Below are 18,701 nucleotides of genomic sequence, written 5' to 3'. Positions count from 1 at the left end.
GAGCGGGGATACATGACTGCACCACGCGACAAACTCGGACGTCCCGTCGTCGTCGTCACCGGCATGGGCATCATGACCTCTCTCGGCGCCGGCAAGGCCGACAATTGGTCGAAGCTCGTCGCCGGCGAATCCGGCATCCGCACCATCACGCGCTTTCCGGTCGATGGGCTGAGGACCACCATGGCCGGCACCGTCGATTTCGTCAGTGTCGATCCGTTCTCTTCCACCGCGCTGTCCGAGCGGATGGCCGAGCTGGTCACGCAGGAAGCGCTCGACCAGGCCGGCATCGGCGCCAAGGGCGATTTCCCGGGCCCGCTGTTCCTGGCAGTTGCGCCGGTCGAGGTCGAATGGCCGCAGCGCCGCGAACTCGGCCGCGTCGTCGGCAAGCTCGACTTCAACTACGACGATCTCCTGCGCATCTCCGGCGGCGGCAAGTTCACCGCCTATCATCACCGCTTCATGTTCGGCTCGGTGGCCGCCCACCTCGCCGAAGCCTTCGGCACCAAGGGCTCGCCGATCTCGCTCTCGACCGCCTGCGCCTCGGGCGCGACCTCGATCCAGCTCGGCGTCGAGGCGATCCGCCGCGGCGAGACCGATGCCGCGCTGTGCGTGGCAACCGACGGCACGGTGAACCCTGAAGCATTGGTGCGCTTCTCGCTGCTCTCGGCGCTGTCGACCCAGAACGAGCCGCCGCAAGCCGCTTCCCGCCCCTTCTCCAAGAACCGCGACGGTTTTGTCATGGCCGAGGGCGCCGGCGCCCTGGTGCTCGAAAGCTACGAAGCCGCAACCGCGCGCGGCGCAAAGATCCTCGGCGTGATCGCCGGCTGCGGCGAGCTCACCGATTCCTTCCATCGCACCCGCTCGTCGCCCGACGGCAAGCCGATCATCGGCTGCATGAAGAAGACGCTGGCCGATGCCGGCATGGAGCCGGGCCAGATCGACCATATCAACGCGCACGGCACCGCGACGCCCGAAAACGACAAGATGGAATTCAACACGACATCGGCCGTGTTCGGTGAGCTCGTGCAGAAGATTCCGGTCACCTCGAACAAGTCGATGGTCGGCCACACCATCTCGGCCGCCGGCGCGGTGGAGGCGATCTTCTCGCTGCTCACCCTGGAGCATCAGCGCATTCCGCCCACGATCAACTACGAGACTCCGGATCCCACCATCCTGTTCGACGTCGTCGCCAACACGGCGCGCGATGCCCGCGTCACCGCGGTGATGTCGAACTCGTTCGGCTTCGGCGGCCAGAACGCCTCGCTGATCCTGACCCGCGAACCGGCCTGACCGGTCGCATGGCGCTGTTACCTGCGAGCATCAAGGCCCGCGCGCGGGAGGCTGCCAAATCAATCGGCGGAAGTCTGATCGGGGCTGCCACCGTCGGCATGCTGCGCACCACGCGCTATTTCGACCCGGCCAAGACCTCGGATCTCTTCTCGCGCGTCACGAAGCTGATCGGCCCACGCCTGCGCGAGCACCGCATCGGCCGCGCCAACCTCAGCGCCGCGTTTCCGGAAAAGTCACCGGAGGAGATCGAAACCATCCTGATGGGCGTCTGGGACAATCTCGGCCGCGTCGGCGCCGAATTCGCCCATATGGACCACGTGTGGGATTACGACCGCGACCATCCCGAGAACAGCCGGATCGAATTGCCCAAGCGCAGCGTCGAGTTGTTCGACCAGATCAAGGACGACGGCAAGCCTGCGCTGATCTTCGCCGCGCATCTGGCCAATTGGGAATTGCCGGCGCTCGCCGCCGTGGCGCATGGGCTGGACGCCGCGATCCTCTATCGTCGGCCGAACATCGCATCCGCCGACCGCATCATCCAGGAGATGCGCCAGGTCAAAATGGGCACGCTGATCCCGGCGGGGCGCGACGCGCCGCTGCGGCTCGCGCAGGCGCTGAAGGACGGCAAGCACGTCGCCATGCTGATCGACCAGTATCTGACCGGCGGCGTCGAGGTCACCTTCTTCGGCCGCAAGACCCGCGCCAATCCGATGCTGGCGCGCCTCTTGCGTCAGGTCGAATGCCCGATCCACGGCGTCCGCATCATCCGCCTGCCCGGCAACCGTTTCCGCGGCGAGCTGACCGAGGAAATCAAGCCGGTGCGCGACGCCGACGGCAAGATCGACATCCAGGGCACGACGCAGGCGATCACGAGCGTGGTCGAAGGCTGGGTGCGGGAGCATCCCGAGCAGTGGCTGTGGCTGCACCGACGGTGGCGGTAGGATCCGACGCTACCTTCCGAGCGGACGCATACGGATTCAGCCAGGTTCGATTACCGAAAAATGGCCGGCCCAATCATCGCGGGCCAGGATCAGATCAGCAATCACCCTGCCTATTCGCTGGGGAGGCGCGGTGGGAATACGCAACAGAATTATTCCGCAGGCGCTCGGGCGCATCTCAGGCCGCGCTGGGATGAACTTTCTCGATGCTCAGCGTGTCGCGTGCATAGGCTAAGCACGCGAGGATGTCGTCGTGCGTGATGCCCGGATAGTTAGCCAGGATATCGGCTTCGCTCCAGCCGTCGGCCATCAAGCCTATGATGAACTCGACCGACAGACGCGTGCCGCTGATCACCGGTTTTCCGGCAAGCACGTCCGGTGCTAGCGTAATGCGAAGATTGTCAGTCATAGCCAAACGCTCGATCTGTTTGTTCAAGGCTGATACTAGCCGAATTTGCTCTCGTAGGCGATTGCAAATCGGGTACCTGCGTCCTCACCGCCCCGTCTTAACCTTAGTCCAAAGCCGGTTGATGATCCGCTGCGTCGCCGGCTCACGCGCCGTGATGACGAAGAGTTTTGCGAGCGTGGCGTCGTCCGGATAGATGTTTTTGTCGTTCAATATCTTCGGATCGACCAGCTTCTGGCTGGCGAGATTGCCGTTGGCGTAGGACAAAAAGTCCGAGTTCTTGGCGGCGACATCAGGACGATAGAGATAGTTGATCAGCTCGTAGGCTTCTTTGACGTTCCTGGCATCCGCCGGAATCGCGAGATTGTCGAAGAACATCTGCGCGCCCTCCTTAGGGATGGCGTAGCCGATCTCGATGCCGCCTTTGGCTTCCGCGGCACGGGCGCGGGCCTGCATGATGTCGCCGGACCAGCCGACCACGAGGCAGATCTCGCCGGTGGCAAGCGCGCTGAGATATTCGGACGAGTGAAACTTGCGCACGTAGGGGCGGACTTTGGTCACGACGTCAGCGGCTTTCTCCAGGTCCGCCTGCTTGGTCGAGTTCGGATCGAGCCCGAGATAGTTCAGCGCCGCCGGAAATATATCGTCGGCGGAATCAAGCATGTGAACGCCGCAGTCTTTGAACTTGGCCAGGTTCTCCGGCTTGAAGACGATGTCCCAGCTGTCGACCTTCGCGTCAGGTCCCAGGATCAGCTTCACCTTGGCGACGTTGTAGCCGATGCCCGTGGTGCCCCACATGTAGTTGGCGGCGTAGAAATTGCCGGGATCGTAGATCGCAAGGCGCTGCGTCACCACGGGCCAGGCATTGACCAAATTCGGCAGCTTCGACGTGTCGAGCTTCTGGAAGATGTTGGCCTTGATCTGGCGCTGCAGGAAATAGGCGGTGGGCACCACGACGTCGTAACCGGACTTGCCGGCCATCAGGCGCGTCTCCAGCGTCTCGTTGGCATCGAAGGTGTCGTAGACCACTTTGATGCCGGTCTCCCTGGTGAAGCCCTCAAGGACGTCCGGCGCCATGTAGTTCGACCAGTTGTAGAAGTTGACGACGCGCTCCTCGGCGGCGGCCCCTTGCGGGAGCAGCGTCAGCGCCGCGGCGGTCGCAAGACCAAGGAAAACACCGAGGCGGCTGACGTTCGTCATCTTCATCTACCCCTTGCGCCGGCGCACAGCGTCCGACAGCCGCTCCAATGCGGTGTCGAGCGTCTCGTCCTTCTTGGCAAAGCAGAAGCGGACCACCGAGGTCACCGGATCCTGCTCGTAGAAGGCCGAGACCGGGATCGCCGCCACCTTGTAATCCCTGACGATCCGCCAGCAGAATTCGGCATCGCTCTCGTTGAGCCCGAGGGGCGACAGGTCGACCGTCAGGAAGTAGGTGCCCTGCGACTTCAACACGGGGAAGCCGAGGCTCTCGAGGCCCTTGGTCAGGCGATCCCTGCTCCGGGTCAGGTCCTTGCGCATTGACAGGAAATACTCGTCGGACTTGCCGAGACCGTAGGCGACGGCGGCCTGGAGGTTCGGCGCGGTGGTGAAGGTCAGGAACTGGTGCACCTTGGCCGCGACGCGCAAGAGCGGCGGCGCGGCGCAGACGAAGCCGATCTTCCAGCCCGTCAGCGAGAAGATCTTGCCGGCCGAGCCGACCTTGATGGTGCGCTCGCGCATGCCGGGGATGGTGATCAGCGGGATGTGCTTGTGCTCGTCGAAGGTGACGTGCTCCCAGACCTCGTCGCAGATCGCGATGACGTCGAACTCCTGGCAGTAGCGCGCCAGGAGTTCGAGGTCCTCGCGCGGATAGACCACCGCGGAGGGGTTCAAGGGATTGTTGAAGAGCACCGCTTTGGTCTTTGAATTGAAGACGCTTTTCAGCATGTCCTCGTTCAAGCGCCAGTGCGGCGGCTCCAGACGTACAAGGCGCGGAATGCCACCGGCCTGGCGGATGATCGGCAGATAGGAATCATAGACCGGCTGAAAGCAGACCACCTCGTCGCCGGGCTGGACCACCGCCAGGATGGCCGAGGTCAGGGCCTCGGTGCCGCCGGAGGTCACCATCACCTCGCTCATCGGATCGAGCCTGAGGCCGTGCCAGTGGCCGTAATGGGTCGCGATCGCCTGGCGCAGCTCCGGCAGGCCCATCATCGACGGATACTGGTTGTAGCCGTTCAGCGAGGCGTCGGCCGCGGCGCGGCGGATGTCCTCAGGACCGGGATCGTCGGGAAAGCCCTGGCCGAGATTGATGGCGGCGTTGTCGCGCGCGGCCTGCGACATCGCCTCGAAGATGGTGACGGGAAGATCCGCGAAGACCTTGTTCAGGGACGAGCTTTTGGACATCTGCCGGGTCAGCCACCGACCTTGCTGGGAAGACCTGCCGCCTTCCAGCCCAGCATGCCGCCGGCCAGATGCTTGTCGTAAGGCAGGCCCGCCGCCTGTGCCGCGAGCGAGGCCGTCACCGAACGCTTGCCGGAGCGGCAGGCGAACACGACGTCCTTGCCTTGCGGATCGGGGATCGCCTTGGGATCGAAGGTCGAGAGCGGAACCACGACACCGTAGGGATAGGCCTCGGCTTCGACCTCGTTCGGCTCGCGAACGTCGACAAGCAGGTAGCGCCCTTCCGCGACACCCTTGGAGACCTCGTCCGGGGTCAGATCCTGTACCTGGTTTGCCACATCATCCTCCAACATTCGAGCTCGCGCCGGAGCGATGCCGGCCGGCGGCAACCTCGCCTCTCGGCTCACGAAAATCAAGCGCTACAAAGGCTTGAGCGCTGCGCTGCAAGTTAAAGCTAAATCGCAGCGACTTGAAGCGCCGCTTTCGGGGCGGGCTAGATCGTCACCTGCGTGCCGACCTCAACCACGCGGCCGCTGGGGATCTGGAAATAGTCGGTGGCATCGTTCGCCGAGCGGCTGAGCGAGATGAACAGCCGGTCCTGCCAGCGCGGCATGCCGGAATGGACGGCGGGCTTGAGCGCCCGGCGCGACAGGAAGAACGACGTCGACATGATGTCGAACTGCCAGCCGAGCTTGCGGGCAATCGCCAGCGCCTTCGGCACGTTGGGCGATTCCATGAAGCCGAACTTGAGCGTCACCTTGGAGAAGGTCGGGCTGATCTGCTCGAGCTTGACGCGCTCGGCCGGATCGATCCGCGGCGTCTGCGCTGTCTCGATGGTGAGAATGACGTTCTTCTCGTGCAGCACCTTGTAGTGTTTCAGACTATGCATCAGCGCGGTCGGCGCGCTGAGGGGGTCGCTGGTCAGGAACACGGCGGTGCCGGGCACGCGTTGCGGCGGCCGCTTCTCCAGCATTGCCACGAGGTCAGCGAGCGGGAATTCCAGCTTGCGCGATTTCTCGAACAGCAGCCGGCTGCCGCGCCGCCACGTGTACATCAGCAGAATCATGAGCGCGCCGAGCGCGAGCGGCACCCAGCCGCCCTCGAACACCTTGAGCAGGTTCGCGGCCAGGAAGGTCAGGTCGAGGAACAGGAACGGGACGATCAGTGCGGCGGCAGCGAATGGCGACCACTTCCAGACCTTCCAGATCACCACAAAGCCCATCATCGCCGTGACCACCATGGTGCCGGTGACGGAGATGCCGTAGGCCGAGGCGAGCGCGCTGGAGGACCGGAATAGCAGCACCAGAAGCACCACCGCAATCAACAGCAGCTGGTTGATGCGCGGGATGAAGATCTGGCCGGAATGGGCTTCTGACGTATGGCGAATTTCAAACCGCGGCAACAGCCCAAGCTGTATCGCCTGGCGCGTCAGCGAATAGGCACCGGTGATGACCGCCTGGCTCGCGATCACGGTGGCCGCCGTGGCGAGAACGACCATGCTCCCGCGAACAAAACCTTGCGGGAAGAGCTGGAAGAACGGGCTCACGATCGCTTCGGGATCGCTGAGGACGAGAGCCCCCTGCCCCAGATAGTTCAGCGCCAACGACGGTAGCACGATGAACAGCCAGGCGATCTGGATCGGCCGCTTGCCGAAATGGCCGAGGTCGGCATAGAGCGCCTCGGCGCCCGTAACGGCCAGGAACACCGCGCCCAACGTCACGAAGCCGATGACCCCGTGGTGGAGCATGAACGACACCGCGTAAAGCGGGTTCAGCGCGAACAGCACCTGCGGTTGCTGGATGATCGGATGGATGGCCGCCGCTGCGATCACCGCGAACCAGACGCACATGATCGGACCAAAAAACGCCGCGACCCGGGCCGTGCCGCGCGATTGCACGGCGAACAGGCAGACCAGGATCACCACAGTCAGCGGAACGACATAAGGCTCGAATGTCGCGGTGACGTCCTTCATGCCTTCCACGGCCGACAGCACCGACAGCGCCGGCGTGATCACGGCGTCGCCGTAGAACAGGGCGCCGGAGATGATGCCGAGCAGGACGATGGTTGCCCCGCCGGTGCCGACCGCGCGCTGGGCCAGCGCCATCAGGGCCAGCGTGCCGCCCTCGCCATTGTTGTCGGCGCGGAGCAGGATCACGACGTATTTGAGCGTCACCACGACGACGAGCGCCCACAGGATCAGCGAGAGCACGCCGAGGACAGCAGCCTGCGTCGGCACACCCTCCGCCCCCGAGGCCGCCATCACCGCTTCGCGGAACGCGTAGAGCGGGCTCGTGCCGATATCGCCATAGACGACGCCGATGCTGCCAAGCGTCAGCGCGCCGAAACGGGCGGTGGTGTGGGCTTCGCCATGCCCATTGGCCGCCGCCGTTTCCGGGGCGGAAATTGCTACGTCACTTGTCATGAGGAGAGCCTGGTGGCCTCTAAAATGCTTCACTGCACAACGGCGGGAGAGCGCGCGGCTTATAGCCCTGCGCTAAGGGCATAGCCTAGCCCGATTCTGGGCCCTAGCCATGCAAATCTGCATGACGCGGTCAATCGCGTTCAAATGGTGACTTGGGTCCCGACTTCAACCACCCGTCCGGTGGGAATCTGGAAATAGTCGGTGGCATCGTTGGCGGACCGGCTCAGCGCGATGAACAGGTGGTCCTGCCACAGCGGCATGCCGGACTGCGCCGAGGCCTTCAGCGACCGGCGCGACACGAAGAACGAGGTCGACATGATGTCGAACTGCCAGCCCTGCTTGCGCGCGATTGCGAGCGCCTTGGGAACGTTCGGCTGCTCCATGTAGCCAAAGCGCAGGCGAACCTTGAAGAACTTGTCGCTGATCTTCTCCATCCGGAAACGCTCCGCCAGGTCGACTCGCGGCGTGTGCGCAGTCTCGATGGTCAAGACCACGTTGTGCTCGTGCAGCACCTTGTTGTGCTTGAGATTGTGCAACAATGCGGTGGGTACGAAGGCGGGATCGCTGGTCAGGAACACCGCCGTGCCCTTGACGACGTGTGGTGGCCGCTTCTCCAGGCTCCGGAGCAGATCATCGAGCGGCACCTCGATCCGGCGGGTTTTCTGGGTCAGGATTCCCGAGCCCCTACGCCAGGTCCAGATCGTTGCCGCCATCGTCGCGCCAAACAACAGCGGCACCCAGGCGCCTTCGAGCAGCTTCAACAGATTGGCGCTGAAGAAGGTCATGTCGACCACGACGAACGGCAAGATCACGACCGCGGCCGTCGCAGCGCGCCAGTTCCACAATTTCCAGATCACGATGAATCCCATGATGCCGTCGGCAACCATGGTAGTGGAGACGGCGATGCCGTAGGCCGAGGCAAGGTTACTAGGGGTGCGGAACAACAGCACCAGCAACATCACGCCGATCAAGAGCAGCCGGTTCACGCGCGGCAGATAGATCTGGCCCGCATGGGTTTCGGAGGTGTATCGCACCTCGAAGCGCGGCAAGAGGCCGAGTTGCACCGCCTGATAGACCAGCGAATAAGCGCCGGTGATCACCGCCTGGCTGGCGATCACGGTGGCCGCAGTCGCAAGCCCGACCAGCGGCAGCACCAGATACTCGGGCACCATGCGATAGAAGGAGTGTTCGATCGCGCTGGGATCGGACAGCACCAGCGCGCCCTGTCCGAAATAGTTGATCAGCAGCGAGGGCAGCACGAGGAACATCCAGGCCGACTGGATCGGCTTGCGGCCGAAATGGCCGAGATCGGCATAGAGCGCCTCGCCGCCGGTCACCGCCAGGAATACGGCGCCCAGCGTCACCATGCCGATCGTGCCGTGCGAGAGCAGGAACTGTACCGCGTAATAGGGATTGATGGCCGCAAGCACCGAGGGATCGTCGGCGATGTGGACCATGCCCATCACCGCCAGACAGGTAAACCAGACCACCATGACCGGCCCGAAGGCGGACGCCACCAGCGCCGTGCCCTTGCTCTGGACCGCGAACAGCAGCACCAGGATGAGAACGGTGAGCGGCACCACGTAATGCTCGAAGGCAGGCGTGGCGAGCTTGAGACCTTCGACCGCCGACAGCACCGAGATCGCCGGCGTGATCATGGAATCGCCGATGAACATGGAGGCGCCAACCACGCCGAGCGCCATCAGGAACCAGCTCCGCCGCCCCAGCGCGCGCTGGCCGAGCGCCATGAGGGAGAGCGTCCCGCCTTCTCCGTTGTTGTCGGCGCGCAGCAGCAACAGGACGTATTTGGCGGTGACGACAACAAAGAGCGCCCAGAGGATCAGCGAGAGCACGCCGAGCACGATGACCCGCGACACCGGCTCGCCATGGGCCGCGCCCCTGACCGCCTCGTGAAACGCGTAGAGCGGCGAGGTCCCGATGTCACCGAAGACGACACCGATGCTCCCAAGCGTGAGGGACCAAAAACCCGAGGTGACCGGCCCTTCCTGGGTCTCGGTCGATGTGATGCTCGCCGTCATGAGGGTGGAGAACGCTTCGTCACTGGAATCGATCCGGCGCCTTTTGACGCTTCCGGCGCGCCTGTCAATTGGCCCGCCACCATAGCAGGCACCGCAGCGGATGCTGTGACGGCGCGGCCACGTTCATTGCCATAGCGACGACATGCCTCAGGTAAAATGGTAGCGCAAGTGCCCTCGGAGCGTTTTCGTCCCGTCGTATCGGAACGGCTCTCGATTCCTGTCTTAACGCTTTTGCTTGGCGCGAACCGGTCGCCTTCGCTGGAAAACGCCCTAGGGCTTCAAATTCGGCGGCAGCGGCGGATCCTCGCGCATCAGCGTGATGGTCACCCGCCGGTTGGCCGCGAGCGAAGGATCGTCCGGAAACAGCGGCTGCGTATCCGACTTGCCGGTGACAGCGAAGATGTGCGACGGCGGCAGGCCTTCGCGCTCGAGGATCTGGCGCACGGCATTGGCACGATCGGCCGACAGGTCGAAGGCGCCGTAGTCGCCGCGGGCCGGTACGAAACCGGCCGCGGTGTGGCCGGCAATGGAGACGCGCAGCGGCGTCGCCTTGAGCGGAATCGCGAGCTTCTCGATCAGGCGGCGGGTGCGGTCGTAGGGCACCTTTGAGCCGTCGGCAAACATCGAGCGGCCGTCCTGGTCGACGATCTCGAGGTTGAGGCCCTGCTTGGTCTCCTCGAACATGATGTGCTTGGACATCTCCGTCAGTTCAGGCATGTCCTGCAAGGCCTGGCGCAGCGAGGCGGCGGCCAGCGCGAAGTTGCGGTCGACCTTGATCTTCGCACCCGAGGTGCGGTCGCGATCCTCCTGGTCCGGCGTCGGCGTGTTGGAGGCGTCTTCGGGCTGGATGTGATCGACGTTTTTCAGCCGCGGCCGGGTCGGCAGACCGTCGGACTCGACGATGCCCGCGTAGCGCGCCTCGGTCTGCACGCCGAAAGCATCGCGCATCGAGCCTGCGACAACCTTCAGCTTGTTGGCATCCTGGGTGGAGAACGCGACGAGCATCACGAAGAAGCTCATCATCAGGCCCATCAGATCGGCAAACGTCACGAACCAGCCGTGCCCGCCTCCGTGTGAATCGCCACGCTTCTTCTTGGCCATTGGTCAGACCCCGGCGTCCGGAGCTACGCCGGAACCGGCTCGCCTTCGGCGTGGCGGTGCTTCTCGGGCAGATAGGCCAGCAGCATTTCGCGCACCAGCGTCGGGCTCTTGGAGTCGCGGATCATCAGGATGCCGTCGATGATCAGCGTGCGGTTGGTCTCTTCGTCAAGGAGCTTGCCGTGCAGCTTGTCGGCGATCGGTATGCAGAACAAGTTCGCGACCAGCGCGCCGTACAGCGTCGCGAGCAGCGCGGTGGCCATGAATGGACCGAGCTTGGAGGGATCGGTCATGTTGGCGAACATCTGCACCATGCCGATCAGCGTGCCGACCATGCCGAAGGCCGGGGCGCAGTCGCCGATGGCGCGGTAGATCTTGCTGCCCTCATCCAGGTGCATGAGGAAGTTGTCGCGGTCGCGCTCGAGATTGTCGCGGATGAAATCGAGGTCGTAGCCGTCGGCGACGAAGCGGATGCCCTTGGCCAGGAACGGCTCGTCGGTTTCGACCTTCTCCAGGCCCACCGGGCCCTGCTTGCGGGCGATCTCGGCGATGCGGGCGAGTTCGTCGACAAGATCGTGCGCCGACAGGCGGCTCATCGTGAAGGCAAATTTGGCGCCGAGCGGCAGGCCATGTATCAGCGTCGAGAGCGGAAAGCGGATCATGGTCGCTGCGGTCGAGCCGCCGAAGATGATGATCATGGCATGTTCGGAGATAAACATGTGAAGATCGCCGCCCAGCAGCATCATCGTCGCAATGACGATAATGCCCACCACGAGGCCGACGCTCGTCATGATATCCATGGGAGACTCCAACGCGAACGCAACAACGGCCGTCCTGGCCGATGGCGCAGTCCAACCCCGAACCGCATCGAAAACCCTAGTGGGCCGCGATTAAAGACGCGTAAAGGTTAAGTCGGAACAGCGTGGGACGAACGCAACGCGTGCGCCGTCCTTTCCGGCCGCCGTCAGCAATCTCAACGCTTTGCTAACCATGATGGAGCCGCGCTAGGCCGACAGGCCCGTCAGATCCAGGCTGAGCGTGCGCAGGCGCCTGCGTGCATCGGCGTCATAGGCCTGCGGATTGGCGCGCGCCTCGTTCATGCCGTTGAAGAACAGACCGCTCTTGCCAGCGACGTCGTCGCCCTGGACCAGGTGCAGGATCGCCGCGCCGCCCTGCTCCACCGTCGAGATCGGCGCGATGCCGCCGGCACGGACCATCGTGGTGTTCATGTAAGTTGCCGGGTGCAGCGCGTTCACGGTGATGCCGGTGTCTCTGAGCTCTCCAGCAAGGTCGATCGTGAACATGATCTGCGCGAGCTTGCTCTGCGCATAGGCGCGCGAGCCGCTGTAGCCCTTCGTGATCATGACATCATCGAAATCGATCGGATGCTGGCCGAGCGAGGCGACGTTGACGATGCGCGACGGCGCCGCGGTTTGCAGCAAAGGCAGCAACAGATGGGCGAGCAGGAAGCCCGAGAGATAGTTCACGGCAAAGCGCAGCTCATGACCATCGCCGCTGACCTGCCGCTGCGGACCGTCATTTTGCGAACCGATGCCCGCATTGCTGACGAAGACATCGAGACGCCGGTGATCGCGGATCACGGCCGCGGCGAGCGCGCGCGTGCCTGAGATCGACGACAGGTCGGCTTGATAGAAGGCAGGAGCGGCGTGGCCGGCCTTCGCGATTTCGTCGATCAGCGTCTTCGCGCGCGCGGCGTCGCGTCCATGGATCAGAACCCTTGCACCCTCTTCCGCCAGCCGGCGAGCGACGTAGCGGCCGACGCCGTCGGTCGAGCCGGTTATCAGGACGGTCTTGTCTTGCATCTTCATTGTGCGCCTCCCGCTGCGGCCCTGCGCCACATCCGCGACGAGGGATCATGCAGTATTCTATAACCCTACGGCATGCTCATGGCGGAGCCATCGCAATGGTGACACTGTTCAGTCTCCTCACCGCGCTTCCCGCGGTGCTGGCGCTGCACCTGCTTGAACCGGAGCTCGTCCTGCCGGCGTTCAGCATCCTGCTTTTTGTCGAGGCCGCCTTTGCCGTGATCGCAGCGCGCCTGCTTCAGGTCCCCGACAATGCCGAACGCATCACGCTGTGGGATCTTGCCGGCGGCTTCGCCTTGATCGGATGCGCTGCGGCAATGTTCGGCGAGCCGGATCAAGCCGCCCTGTACTTGTCGGAACAGGGCAGCCCATCGCCGGCGTCGCGGCCGTAGATCGTCCCGGTCGCGCCGTCAGTGGATCTCCGCCGAGCGCTTCAGCGCAGCCTTCAGCTTCTCCAGCGAGAAGTCGGGGCTGCGGGCGATCTCCAGGATCGGCGTCTCGCGGCGGCCACACAGCTCGGCCGCCTCGGGAAGTTTTGCAGCAACGTCGAGCGGGATCACGATGGCGCCGTGCTGGTCGGCGTGGATGAGATCGTCGGACTTCACGCTCATGCCGGCGACGCGCACCTCGCCGCCGAAGCTCTCGGCATGCACCCAGGCATGCGACGGGCCGATCGAGCCGGCGAGCGCCTGGAAGCCCGGGGCCCATTGCGGGATGTCGCGGATCGAGCCGTCGGTGATGACGCCGAGGCAGCCGAGCGCCTTGTGCACATTGCTCTGCACCTCGCCCCAGAACGCGCCGTAGCCGACATCAGGGCCGTCGATGTCCTGGATCACCGAGATGCGCGGACCGTGGCCGGTGCCGACATATTCGTAATAGTCGATGCGGCGCCTGGACTGCTCTTCCGGTGCAAGCGAGGATTTCAGCACGGAGCGGATCGCAACCGTGCGGGCATAGCCGACGATCGGCGGCAGGTCGGGGAACGGGCAGACCAGCTGCTTGGTGGTATAGCCGATCAGCCGGCGCTCGGGCGCCACGATCTCCATGGCGTTGCAGATCGTCGGCGTGTCATAGCGGCCCAGCGCTTCGAGGACGGCAGCGGGCAGCGGCCCGGTCGCGGTATAAGTCACGGCGTTCTCTCCCAGATTGGCGGCGGCTGTTTGTGCGATGCCGCCGGCACAGGGCGGATATAGCCGAGATCGGGCTTTGACCCAACTCAGCGCGCCCTCATGGCAGACATCTCGAGTGTCGCCGCTCAGTGCAGCCGATCGGGCCGGTCGTCGTGCAGCGGCTCCGGCGGGCTCGCCGTCAGGACCGAAGATGATGGCGGCGCCGCGACATCGGCTCCCGAAGGCGCGACAGCTTCCGTGGCGCGCGCCTGGTCGCGATAGGATTTGTAGCCGAGCGGCAAGCCCAGCAGATACAGCACCGTGCCGATCGAGAGCACGTGCCAGGGATAGGCGATCAGAATCGCGATGAAGACGATCACCGCAACGAACGCCGGCAGCACCAGTTCGGGCGGCACGCGCATGCGCTTGGTCTTGCCGGAGAACACCGGCAGGCGCGATACCATCAGGAAGGCGATCAGCAGCGTATAGCCGGCCGTCAGCGCCGCGGGCCAGCGGCCAAGATCGAGGAATGCGACATAGATCGGCAGCAGCACCGTGATCGCGCCGGCGGGCGCCGGCACGCCGGTGAAGAAATTGGCGGCGAAGGCCGGCTTGTTGGGGTCGTCCATAGTGGCGTTGAAGCGCGCCAGCCGCAGACCGCCGGAGATCGCGAACACCATGGCGGCGATCCAGCCAGCATTGCCGAGCTCGTGCAACTGCCAGAAATACAGCATCAGGCCGGGCGCAACGCCAAAATTGACGAAGTCGGCGAGGCTGTCGAGCTCGGCCCCGAATTTCGACTGGCCCTTGATCAGGCGCGCAACGCGGCCGTCGATGCCGTCGAGCGCGGCGGCGAACACGATGGCATAGACCGCGAGCGACATCCGCCCCTCGATCGACAGCCGGATCGAGGTCAGCCCGGCGCAAATCGCCAGCAACGTGATGACGTTGGGCACCAGCATGCGCACCGGAATCGGGCGGAACCGCCGGCGGCGCACGTCGGGATCTTTGAAGTCATAGGGCGTCATTGGCTCGTCTTCACCTCACGGCGAGATATAGCAAGCCGCGTCCCCCTCCGCCATTGCGGCGAAAGGACGTTACACCGACTTAATGGTTAATTGGCGCGGTAGGCGCGGCTCGGGTCGTCACCGGCAAGATCGGCCAGGATGGTCTCGCCGGCGATCGCGGTCTGCCCTTCCGAGACCAGCGCCTTGGTGCCGATCGGCAGGTAGACGTCAAGCCGCGAGCCGAAGCGGATCAGGCCGAACCGCTCGCCGGCGCCGATCGCCTGCCCTTCCTTGACGAAGCAGACGATACGCTTGGCGACCAGACCGGCGATCTGGATCACGCCGATCCGCGCCGTGGGCGTCGAGATAACCAGCGAATTGCGCTCATTGTCCTCGCTCGCCTTGTCGAGCTCGGCATTGATAAAGAGACCAGGCCGGTAGGCGATGCGATCCACCCTGCCCGCTACCGGGCTGCGGTTCACGTGGCAGTTGAACACGCTCATGAAGACCGAGATGCGCGGCAGCGGCCGGTCGCCGAGCCCAAGCTCGGCCGGCGGCAGCGCCATGGTGATCATCGACACCCGCCCGTCGGCAGGCGACACCACCAGCCCCTCGCGCACCGGCGTCACCCTGACAGGGTCGCGGAAGAACAGCGCGCACCACACCGTGAGCGCGGTGCCGATCCAGCCGAGCGGCGACCACAGCCAGAACAGGAGAAGGCTAGCCAGCGCAAAGCCGCCGATGAAGGGATAGCCCTCCTTGTGGATTGGCGGGATCTGACGCTGGATCGAATCGAGAATGGACATCGCTATCTGCCGCTCAGGGTTTGATGGCGCGGGTCGTCTCGCGCGGTGGAGTTGTTTAGGCCAGAGTTGGGACCGGAGACAAGCTCACTCCGCGGCCGCGGGCGTCGTGAGGACGTCGTCGACCGGCGGCGGCTCCCGGTTCGGCGCCTCGCTGCTGTCGGCCATCCGGGCCAGTTTCTCGCGCGCGGCCTCCGCCTCGCGCTGCCTGTTCCACATGCTGGCATAGAGGCCGCCCTGCGCCAGCAAATCGGCGTGGGTGCCGCGCTCGGCGATCCGGCCCTGGTCCAGCACGATGATCTCGTCGGCGCCGACGATGGTGGAAAGGCGGTGCGCGATCACCAGCGAGGTGCGGTTTTTCGCCACCCGGTCGAGCGCGCCCTGGATCTCGTGCTCGGTGTGGGTGTCGAGCGCGGAGGTGGCCTCGTCCAGCACCAGGATCGGCGGCGCCTTCAGAACGGTGCGCGCGATGGCGACGCGCTGCTTCTCGCCGCCGGACAGTTTCAAGCCGCGCTCGCCGACCTGGGTTTCGTAGCCCTTTGGAGCCATGCGGATGAAATGATCGATCTGCGCCAGCCGTGCCGCCTGCTCGACCTCGGCATCGCTGGCGTCCCAGCGGCCATAACGGATGTTGTACCGGATGGTGTCGTTGAACAGCACGGTATCTTGCGGCACCATGCCGATGGAGGCGCGCAAGCTGGCCTGCGTGACGTCGCGGATGTCCTGGCCGTCGATCGAAATCCTTCCGCCGGAGATGTCGTAAAGACGGAACAGGAGCCGCGAGATGGTCGACTTGCCGGCGCCGGAGGGGCCGACGATCGCGACCGTCTTGCCGGCCGGCACCTCGAAGCTGATGCCCTTGAGGATCGGCCGCGCGGGTTCATAGGCAAAGCGCACGTCCTCGAAACGCAGATGGCCTGTGGTGACCACCAGCGGCTGCGCGTCGGGCATGTCCTTGATCTCGGCTTCGCGGCCGAGAACATTGAACATCTTCTCGATGTCGATGATCGCCTGCTTGATCTCGCGATAGACCATGCCCATGAAATTCAGGGGCTGGTAGAGCTGGATCATCATGGCGTTGACCAGCACGAAATCGCCGACCGTATTAGTGCCGTTGCGCACGCCGATCGCGCACATCAGCATGGTCGCGGTCAGCCCCAGCGTGAAGATCACGGCCTGCCCGGTGTTGAGCACGGCCAGTGACGTGTAGGCGTGGACGCTCGATTCTTCGTAGCGCGCAACCGATCGGTCGTAGCGCTGCGCCTCGCGGGCCTCGGCGCTGAAATATTTGACGGTCTCGTAGTTGAGCAGCGAGTCGATCGCCTTGGTGTTCGCCTCAGTGTCGGAATCGTTCATCTTGCGGCGGATGCCGATCCGCCACTCGGTCGCGATGTAGGTGTAGTACATGTAGACGGCGACCGTGATGAGGGTCGCGAGCACGTAGCGCCAGTCGAACTGCCACAGCAGCACCGCGAGCAGCAGCGAGACCTCGACGATGGTCGGGATCAGCTGCAGGATCACCATGCGCACGATGACCTCGATGCCCTCGCGGCCGCGCTCGAGCACGCGCGTCAGGCCGCCGGTCTTGCGCTCGAGGTGAAAGCGCAGCGAGAGTTCGTGCATGTGAATGAAGGTGATGGTGGCAAGCTTGCGCACCGCGTGCATGGCAACGCGCGCGAAGATGCCGTCGCGCCATTGCGTCAGCACCGCCATCACGATTCGCATCGCGCCATAGCTCGCGGTCAAAAGCAGCGGCGACGCGATCACCCAGAGCTGCCAATTGTCCGCCTGCACCGGCGCGGTGTTGGCGCCTGTCAGCGCGTCCGTCGCCCATTTGAAGCTGAACGGCACCGTCAGCGTGATCAGCTTGGCGGCGAGCAGCAGCACCATCGACCAGACCACGCGCATCTTCAGGTCGAAACGGTCGCCGGGCCAGATATAGGGCCACAAATGCGCCAGCGTGCCCATCAGGGTGGCCCGCTCCAGCGGTCCGCCGGCAGGATCAGGAACGTCGGCGCCGCCGAGCGATTGAGGTTGGTCCATCAAAAAGCCTGAAGGCCCGCCGGATGCGGGCAGCGTTGCGATTTTAAGATTTTCGCCCGTCATATAGAGACTTCCGGATGCCAGCGCACCCCGCCAGATGGCGAATCTTCGATTGTTTGTCGCCATTTACCGGTAGATTTCCGGTAGGTCCGAATTACCGATTGGGCTTGACGCCTCTTCGCTGCAATGCATCATGGCACCAATGAGCACGATCAAAACCGTCTGTGTCTATTGCGGCTCCGGCCCCGGAACCAATCCCAACTTCACCGAAGGCGCCAAGGCGTTCGGCAAGTCGCTCGCCGAGAGCAACATCCGCCTGGTCTATGGCGGCGGTTCGCTCGGCCTGATGGGCGCGGTCGCGACCTCCGTGCTCGATCACGGCGGCACCGTCACCGGCATCATCCCCGACTTCCTGCGGATGCGCGAGAACGCGCTGACGCGGGTGCAGGAGATGATCGTCACCCCCGACATGCACGAGCGCAAGCGGCTGATGTTCGAACGCTCCGATGCCTTCGTGGCGCTGCCGGGCGGCGTCGGCACATTGGAGGAACTGGTCGAGCAGTTGACCTGGAAGCAGCTGGGGCGTCACGCCAAGCCAGTGCTGCTCGCCAACATCGACAATTTCTGGGAGCCGCTGTTCTCGCTGCTGTCGCATATGCGCCAGACCGAGTTCATCCGCGCCGGTCTTTCGGTCGACATCCTCAAGGCCGATCGGATCGAGGAGATCTTGCCGAAGCTGAAGGCCGCGGCGGCACAGATCGCCGAAGCCGAGAAGGAAATGGCCCCCGAAGTGGCGCGCAGGCTGTAACGCTCTACTCTGCCGGAAACGTGACCGCCTCGATACGGTTGCCGTCGGGATCGACGACGAAGGCCGCATAATAGCGCACGCGGTCGTGCGGGCGGATGCCTGGCGCGCCATCCGATGCGCCTCCTGCCGCAAGCGCTGCGGCATGAAACGCATCGACCTCGCCCGTCGTCTTCGCCCGCAGGCAGATATGCACGCCGCTCTCCGGTGCTACGGCTGCCATGCCCTCGCGCAGATTGATCCAGAATTCCGGATAGGCCTTGCCGAACCCGACCGTCCGCGGCCGCATGACGAGGCGCGTGAGCCCGAGGGTGGCGAGCGTTGCTTCGTAGAAGTTTGCGGAGCGACCGAGATCGCTCACGCCGACGGAGATGTGGTCGATCATTTGCTTCCCCCTCCAGGCGCAGCAACAGTGCCAGCCCCTCACCCTGAGGAGCGCGCCCTTCGCGCGCGTCTCGAAGGGCGAGGCCAACAGCCGGGCCTTCATCCTTCGAGACGCTTGCTTCGCAAGCTCCTCAGATCCTATGGGTGGC

General features: G+C 64.4%; 17 protein-coding genes and 1 pseudogene. 4 read left to right on the top strand and 14 right to left on the bottom strand.

The features are described from left to right. The first annotated feature begins 12 nt into the window (after positions 1-12). Positions 13-1,290 carry a beta-ketoacyl-ACP synthase gene (locus tag FXV83_RS30030; protein WP_148743204.1) on the top strand — a complete coding sequence of 426 codons (1,278 nt, stop codon included), beginning with the start codon at positions 13-15 and terminating at the stop codon, positions 1,288-1,290. An 8-nt stretch (positions 1,291-1,298) separates the two neighbouring features. Continuing rightward, the gene (locus tag FXV83_RS30025) at positions 1,299-2,231 is read left to right on the top strand and encodes a lipid A biosynthesis lauroyl acyltransferase (RefSeq protein ID WP_148743203.1); all 933 of its coding nucleotides are present in this window, start codon (positions 1,299-1,301) and stop codon (positions 2,229-2,231) included. Positions 2,232-2,406: 175 nt separating this feature from the next. Here FXV83_RS30025 and FXV83_RS30020 read toward each other — a convergent pair whose 3' ends face one another. The 9 genes from FXV83_RS30020 to FXV83_RS29980 all read right to left on the bottom strand — a co-directional run bounded on the left by FXV83_RS30020 (position 2,407) and on the right by FXV83_RS29980 (position 12,404). Next, positions 2,407-2,664, bottom strand: a complete 258-nt coding sequence (locus FXV83_RS30020) for a DUF433 domain-containing protein (RefSeq protein WP_347341088.1) — start codon at positions 2,662-2,664, stop codon at positions 2,407-2,409. A gap of 57 nt (positions 2,665-2,721) precedes the next feature. Continuing rightward, positions 2,722-3,834: a polyamine ABC transporter substrate-binding protein gene (locus FXV83_RS30015; RefSeq protein WP_148743222.1), complete on the bottom strand. Its 1,113-nt coding sequence runs from the start codon at positions 3,832-3,834 to the stop codon at positions 2,722-2,724. Between the two features lie 6 nt (positions 3,835-3,840). Then, a complete protein-coding gene (locus tag FXV83_RS30010; protein ID WP_148743202.1) occupies positions 3,841-5,019 on the bottom strand; it encodes an aminotransferase in 1,179 nt (392 codons plus the stop codon). A gap of 8 nt (positions 5,020-5,027) precedes the next feature. Continuing rightward, positions 5,028-5,354, bottom strand: coding sequence for a rhodanese-like domain-containing protein (locus FXV83_RS30005; protein WP_026202463.1), 327 nt, complete (start codon positions 5,352-5,354; stop codon positions 5,028-5,030). A 155-nt stretch (positions 5,355-5,509) separates the two neighbouring features. Then, the gene (locus FXV83_RS30000) at positions 5,510-7,438 is read right to left on the bottom strand and encodes a potassium transporter Kup (RefSeq protein ID WP_148743201.1); all 1,929 of its coding nucleotides are present in this window, start codon (positions 7,436-7,438) and stop codon (positions 5,510-5,512) included. 140 nt (positions 7,439-7,578) lie between these two features. Then, positions 7,579-9,477, bottom strand: coding sequence for a potassium transporter Kup (locus FXV83_RS29995; RefSeq protein WP_148743200.1), 1,899 nt, complete (start codon positions 9,475-9,477; stop codon positions 7,579-7,581). 270 nt (positions 9,478-9,747) lie between these two features. Then, on the bottom strand, positions 9,748-10,578 hold the full coding sequence (locus FXV83_RS29990; RefSeq protein ID WP_148743199.1) for an OmpA/MotB family protein: 831 nt from the start codon (positions 10,576-10,578) through the stop codon (positions 9,748-9,750). A gap of 23 nt (positions 10,579-10,601) precedes the next feature. Beyond that, on the bottom strand, positions 10,602-11,375 hold the full coding sequence (locus tag FXV83_RS29985; protein ID WP_148743198.1) for a motility protein A: 774 nt from the start codon (positions 11,373-11,375) through the stop codon (positions 10,602-10,604). A gap of 204 nt (positions 11,376-11,579) precedes the next feature. Further along, positions 11,580-12,404 (bottom strand): SDR family NAD(P)-dependent oxidoreductase, encoded by an 825-nt coding sequence (locus tag FXV83_RS29980; protein ID WP_148743197.1) that lies wholly within the window; start codon positions 12,402-12,404, stop codon positions 11,580-11,582. 95 nt (positions 12,405-12,499) lie between these two features. Between FXV83_RS29980 and FXV83_RS29975 the strand changes: the two genes are divergently transcribed. After that, on the top strand, positions 12,500-12,793 hold the full coding sequence (locus FXV83_RS29975) for a hypothetical protein (RefSeq protein ID WP_148743196.1): 294 nt from the start codon (positions 12,500-12,502) through the stop codon (positions 12,791-12,793). Positions 12,794-12,811: 18 nt separating this feature from the next. Here the strand turns inward: FXV83_RS29975 and FXV83_RS29970 are convergent, their stop codons facing one another. The 4 genes and pseudogenes from FXV83_RS29970 to FXV83_RS29955 all read right to left on the bottom strand — a co-directional run bounded on the left by FXV83_RS29970 (position 12,812) and on the right by FXV83_RS29955 (position 17,363). Continuing rightward, on the bottom strand, positions 12,812-13,531 hold the full coding sequence (locus FXV83_RS29970; protein ID WP_148743195.1) for an RraA family protein: 720 nt from the start codon (positions 13,529-13,531) through the stop codon (positions 12,812-12,814). Between the two features lie 125 nt (positions 13,532-13,656). Beyond that, positions 13,657-14,538 (bottom strand): CDP-alcohol phosphatidyltransferase family protein, encoded by an 882-nt coding sequence (locus FXV83_RS29965; protein WP_148743194.1) that lies wholly within the window; start codon positions 14,536-14,538, stop codon positions 13,657-13,659. 86 nt (positions 14,539-14,624) lie between these two features. After that, positions 14,625-15,350 (bottom strand): annotated as a pseudogene (locus tag FXV83_RS29960) (phosphatidylserine decarboxylase); the annotation flags it as partial. Positions 15,351-15,407: 57 nt separating this feature from the next. Continuing rightward, positions 15,408-17,363 carry an ABCB family ABC transporter ATP-binding protein/permease gene (locus FXV83_RS29955; protein ID WP_148743192.1) on the bottom strand — a complete coding sequence of 652 codons (1,956 nt, stop codon included), beginning with the start codon at positions 17,361-17,363 and terminating at the stop codon, positions 15,408-15,410. Positions 17,364-17,565: 202 nt separating this feature from the next. Between FXV83_RS29955 and FXV83_RS29950 the strand changes: the two genes are divergently transcribed. Further along, a complete protein-coding gene (locus FXV83_RS29950) occupies positions 17,566-18,171 on the top strand; it encodes an LOG family protein (RefSeq protein WP_187436262.1) in 606 nt (201 codons plus the stop codon). A 4-nt stretch (positions 18,172-18,175) separates the two neighbouring features. Here FXV83_RS29950 and FXV83_RS29945 read toward each other — a convergent pair whose 3' ends face one another. Beyond that, the gene (locus FXV83_RS29945; protein WP_148743190.1) at positions 18,176-18,553 is read right to left on the bottom strand and encodes a VOC family protein; all 378 of its coding nucleotides are present in this window, start codon (positions 18,551-18,553) and stop codon (positions 18,176-18,178) included. Positions 18,554-18,701: the final 148 nt, after the last annotated feature.

This window comes from Bradyrhizobium hipponense (assembly GCF_008123965.1).
In the GTDB taxonomy this organism is placed as follows: Bacteria; Pseudomonadota; Alphaproteobacteria; order Rhizobiales; family Xanthobacteraceae; genus Bradyrhizobium; species Bradyrhizobium hipponense.
This window is presented reverse-complemented; position numbering and strand designations above follow the sequence as displayed.

Bases quoted from the DNA above. Each gene is read 5' to 3' on its own strand.
- FXV83_RS30025 (WP_148743203.1), top strand. From the start codon at position 1,299: ATGGCGCTGTTACCTGCGAGCATCAAGGCCCGCGCGCGGGAGGCTGCC.
- FXV83_RS29945 (WP_148743190.1), bottom strand. From the start codon at position 18,553: ATGATCGACCACATCTCCGTCGGCGTGAGCGATCTCGGTCGCTCCGCA.
- FXV83_RS30000 (WP_148743201.1), bottom strand. From the start codon at position 7,438: ATGACAAGTGACGTAGCAATTTCCGCCCCGGAAACGGCGGCGGCCAAT.
- FXV83_RS29955 (WP_148743192.1), bottom strand. From the start codon at position 17,363: ATGGACCAACCTCAATCGCTCGGCGGCGCCGACGTTCCTGATCCTGCC.
- FXV83_RS29975 (WP_148743196.1), top strand. From the start codon at position 12,500: ATGGTGACACTGTTCAGTCTCCTCACCGCGCTTCCCGCGGTGCTGGCG.
- FXV83_RS29965 (WP_148743194.1), bottom strand. From the start codon at position 14,538: ATGACGCCCTATGACTTCAAAGATCCCGACGTGCGCCGCCGGCGGTTC.
- FXV83_RS29990 (WP_148743199.1), bottom strand. From the start codon at position 10,578: ATGGCCAAGAAGAAGCGTGGCGATTCACACGGAGGCGGGCACGGCTGG.
- FXV83_RS29995 (WP_148743200.1), bottom strand. From the start codon at position 9,477: ATGACGGCGAGCATCACATCGACCGAGACCCAGGAAGGGCCGGTCACC.
- FXV83_RS29980 (WP_148743197.1), bottom strand. From the start codon at position 12,404: ATGAAGATGCAAGACAAGACCGTCCTGATAACCGGCTCGACCGACGGC.
- FXV83_RS30015 (WP_148743222.1), bottom strand. From the start codon at position 3,834: ATGACGAACGTCAGCCGCCTCGGTGTTTTCCTTGGTCTTGCGACCGCC.
- FXV83_RS29985 (WP_148743198.1), bottom strand. From the start codon at position 11,375: ATGGATATCATGACGAGCGTCGGCCTCGTGGTGGGCATTATCGTCATT.
- FXV83_RS30010 (WP_148743202.1), bottom strand. From the start codon at position 5,019: ATGTCCAAAAGCTCGTCCCTGAACAAGGTCTTCGCGGATCTTCCCGTC.
- FXV83_RS30030 (WP_148743204.1), top strand. From the start codon at position 13: ATGACTGCACCACGCGACAAACTCGGACGTCCCGTCGTCGTCGTCACC.
- FXV83_RS29950 (WP_187436262.1), top strand. From the start codon at position 17,566: ATGAGCACGATCAAAACCGTCTGTGTCTATTGCGGCTCCGGCCCCGGA.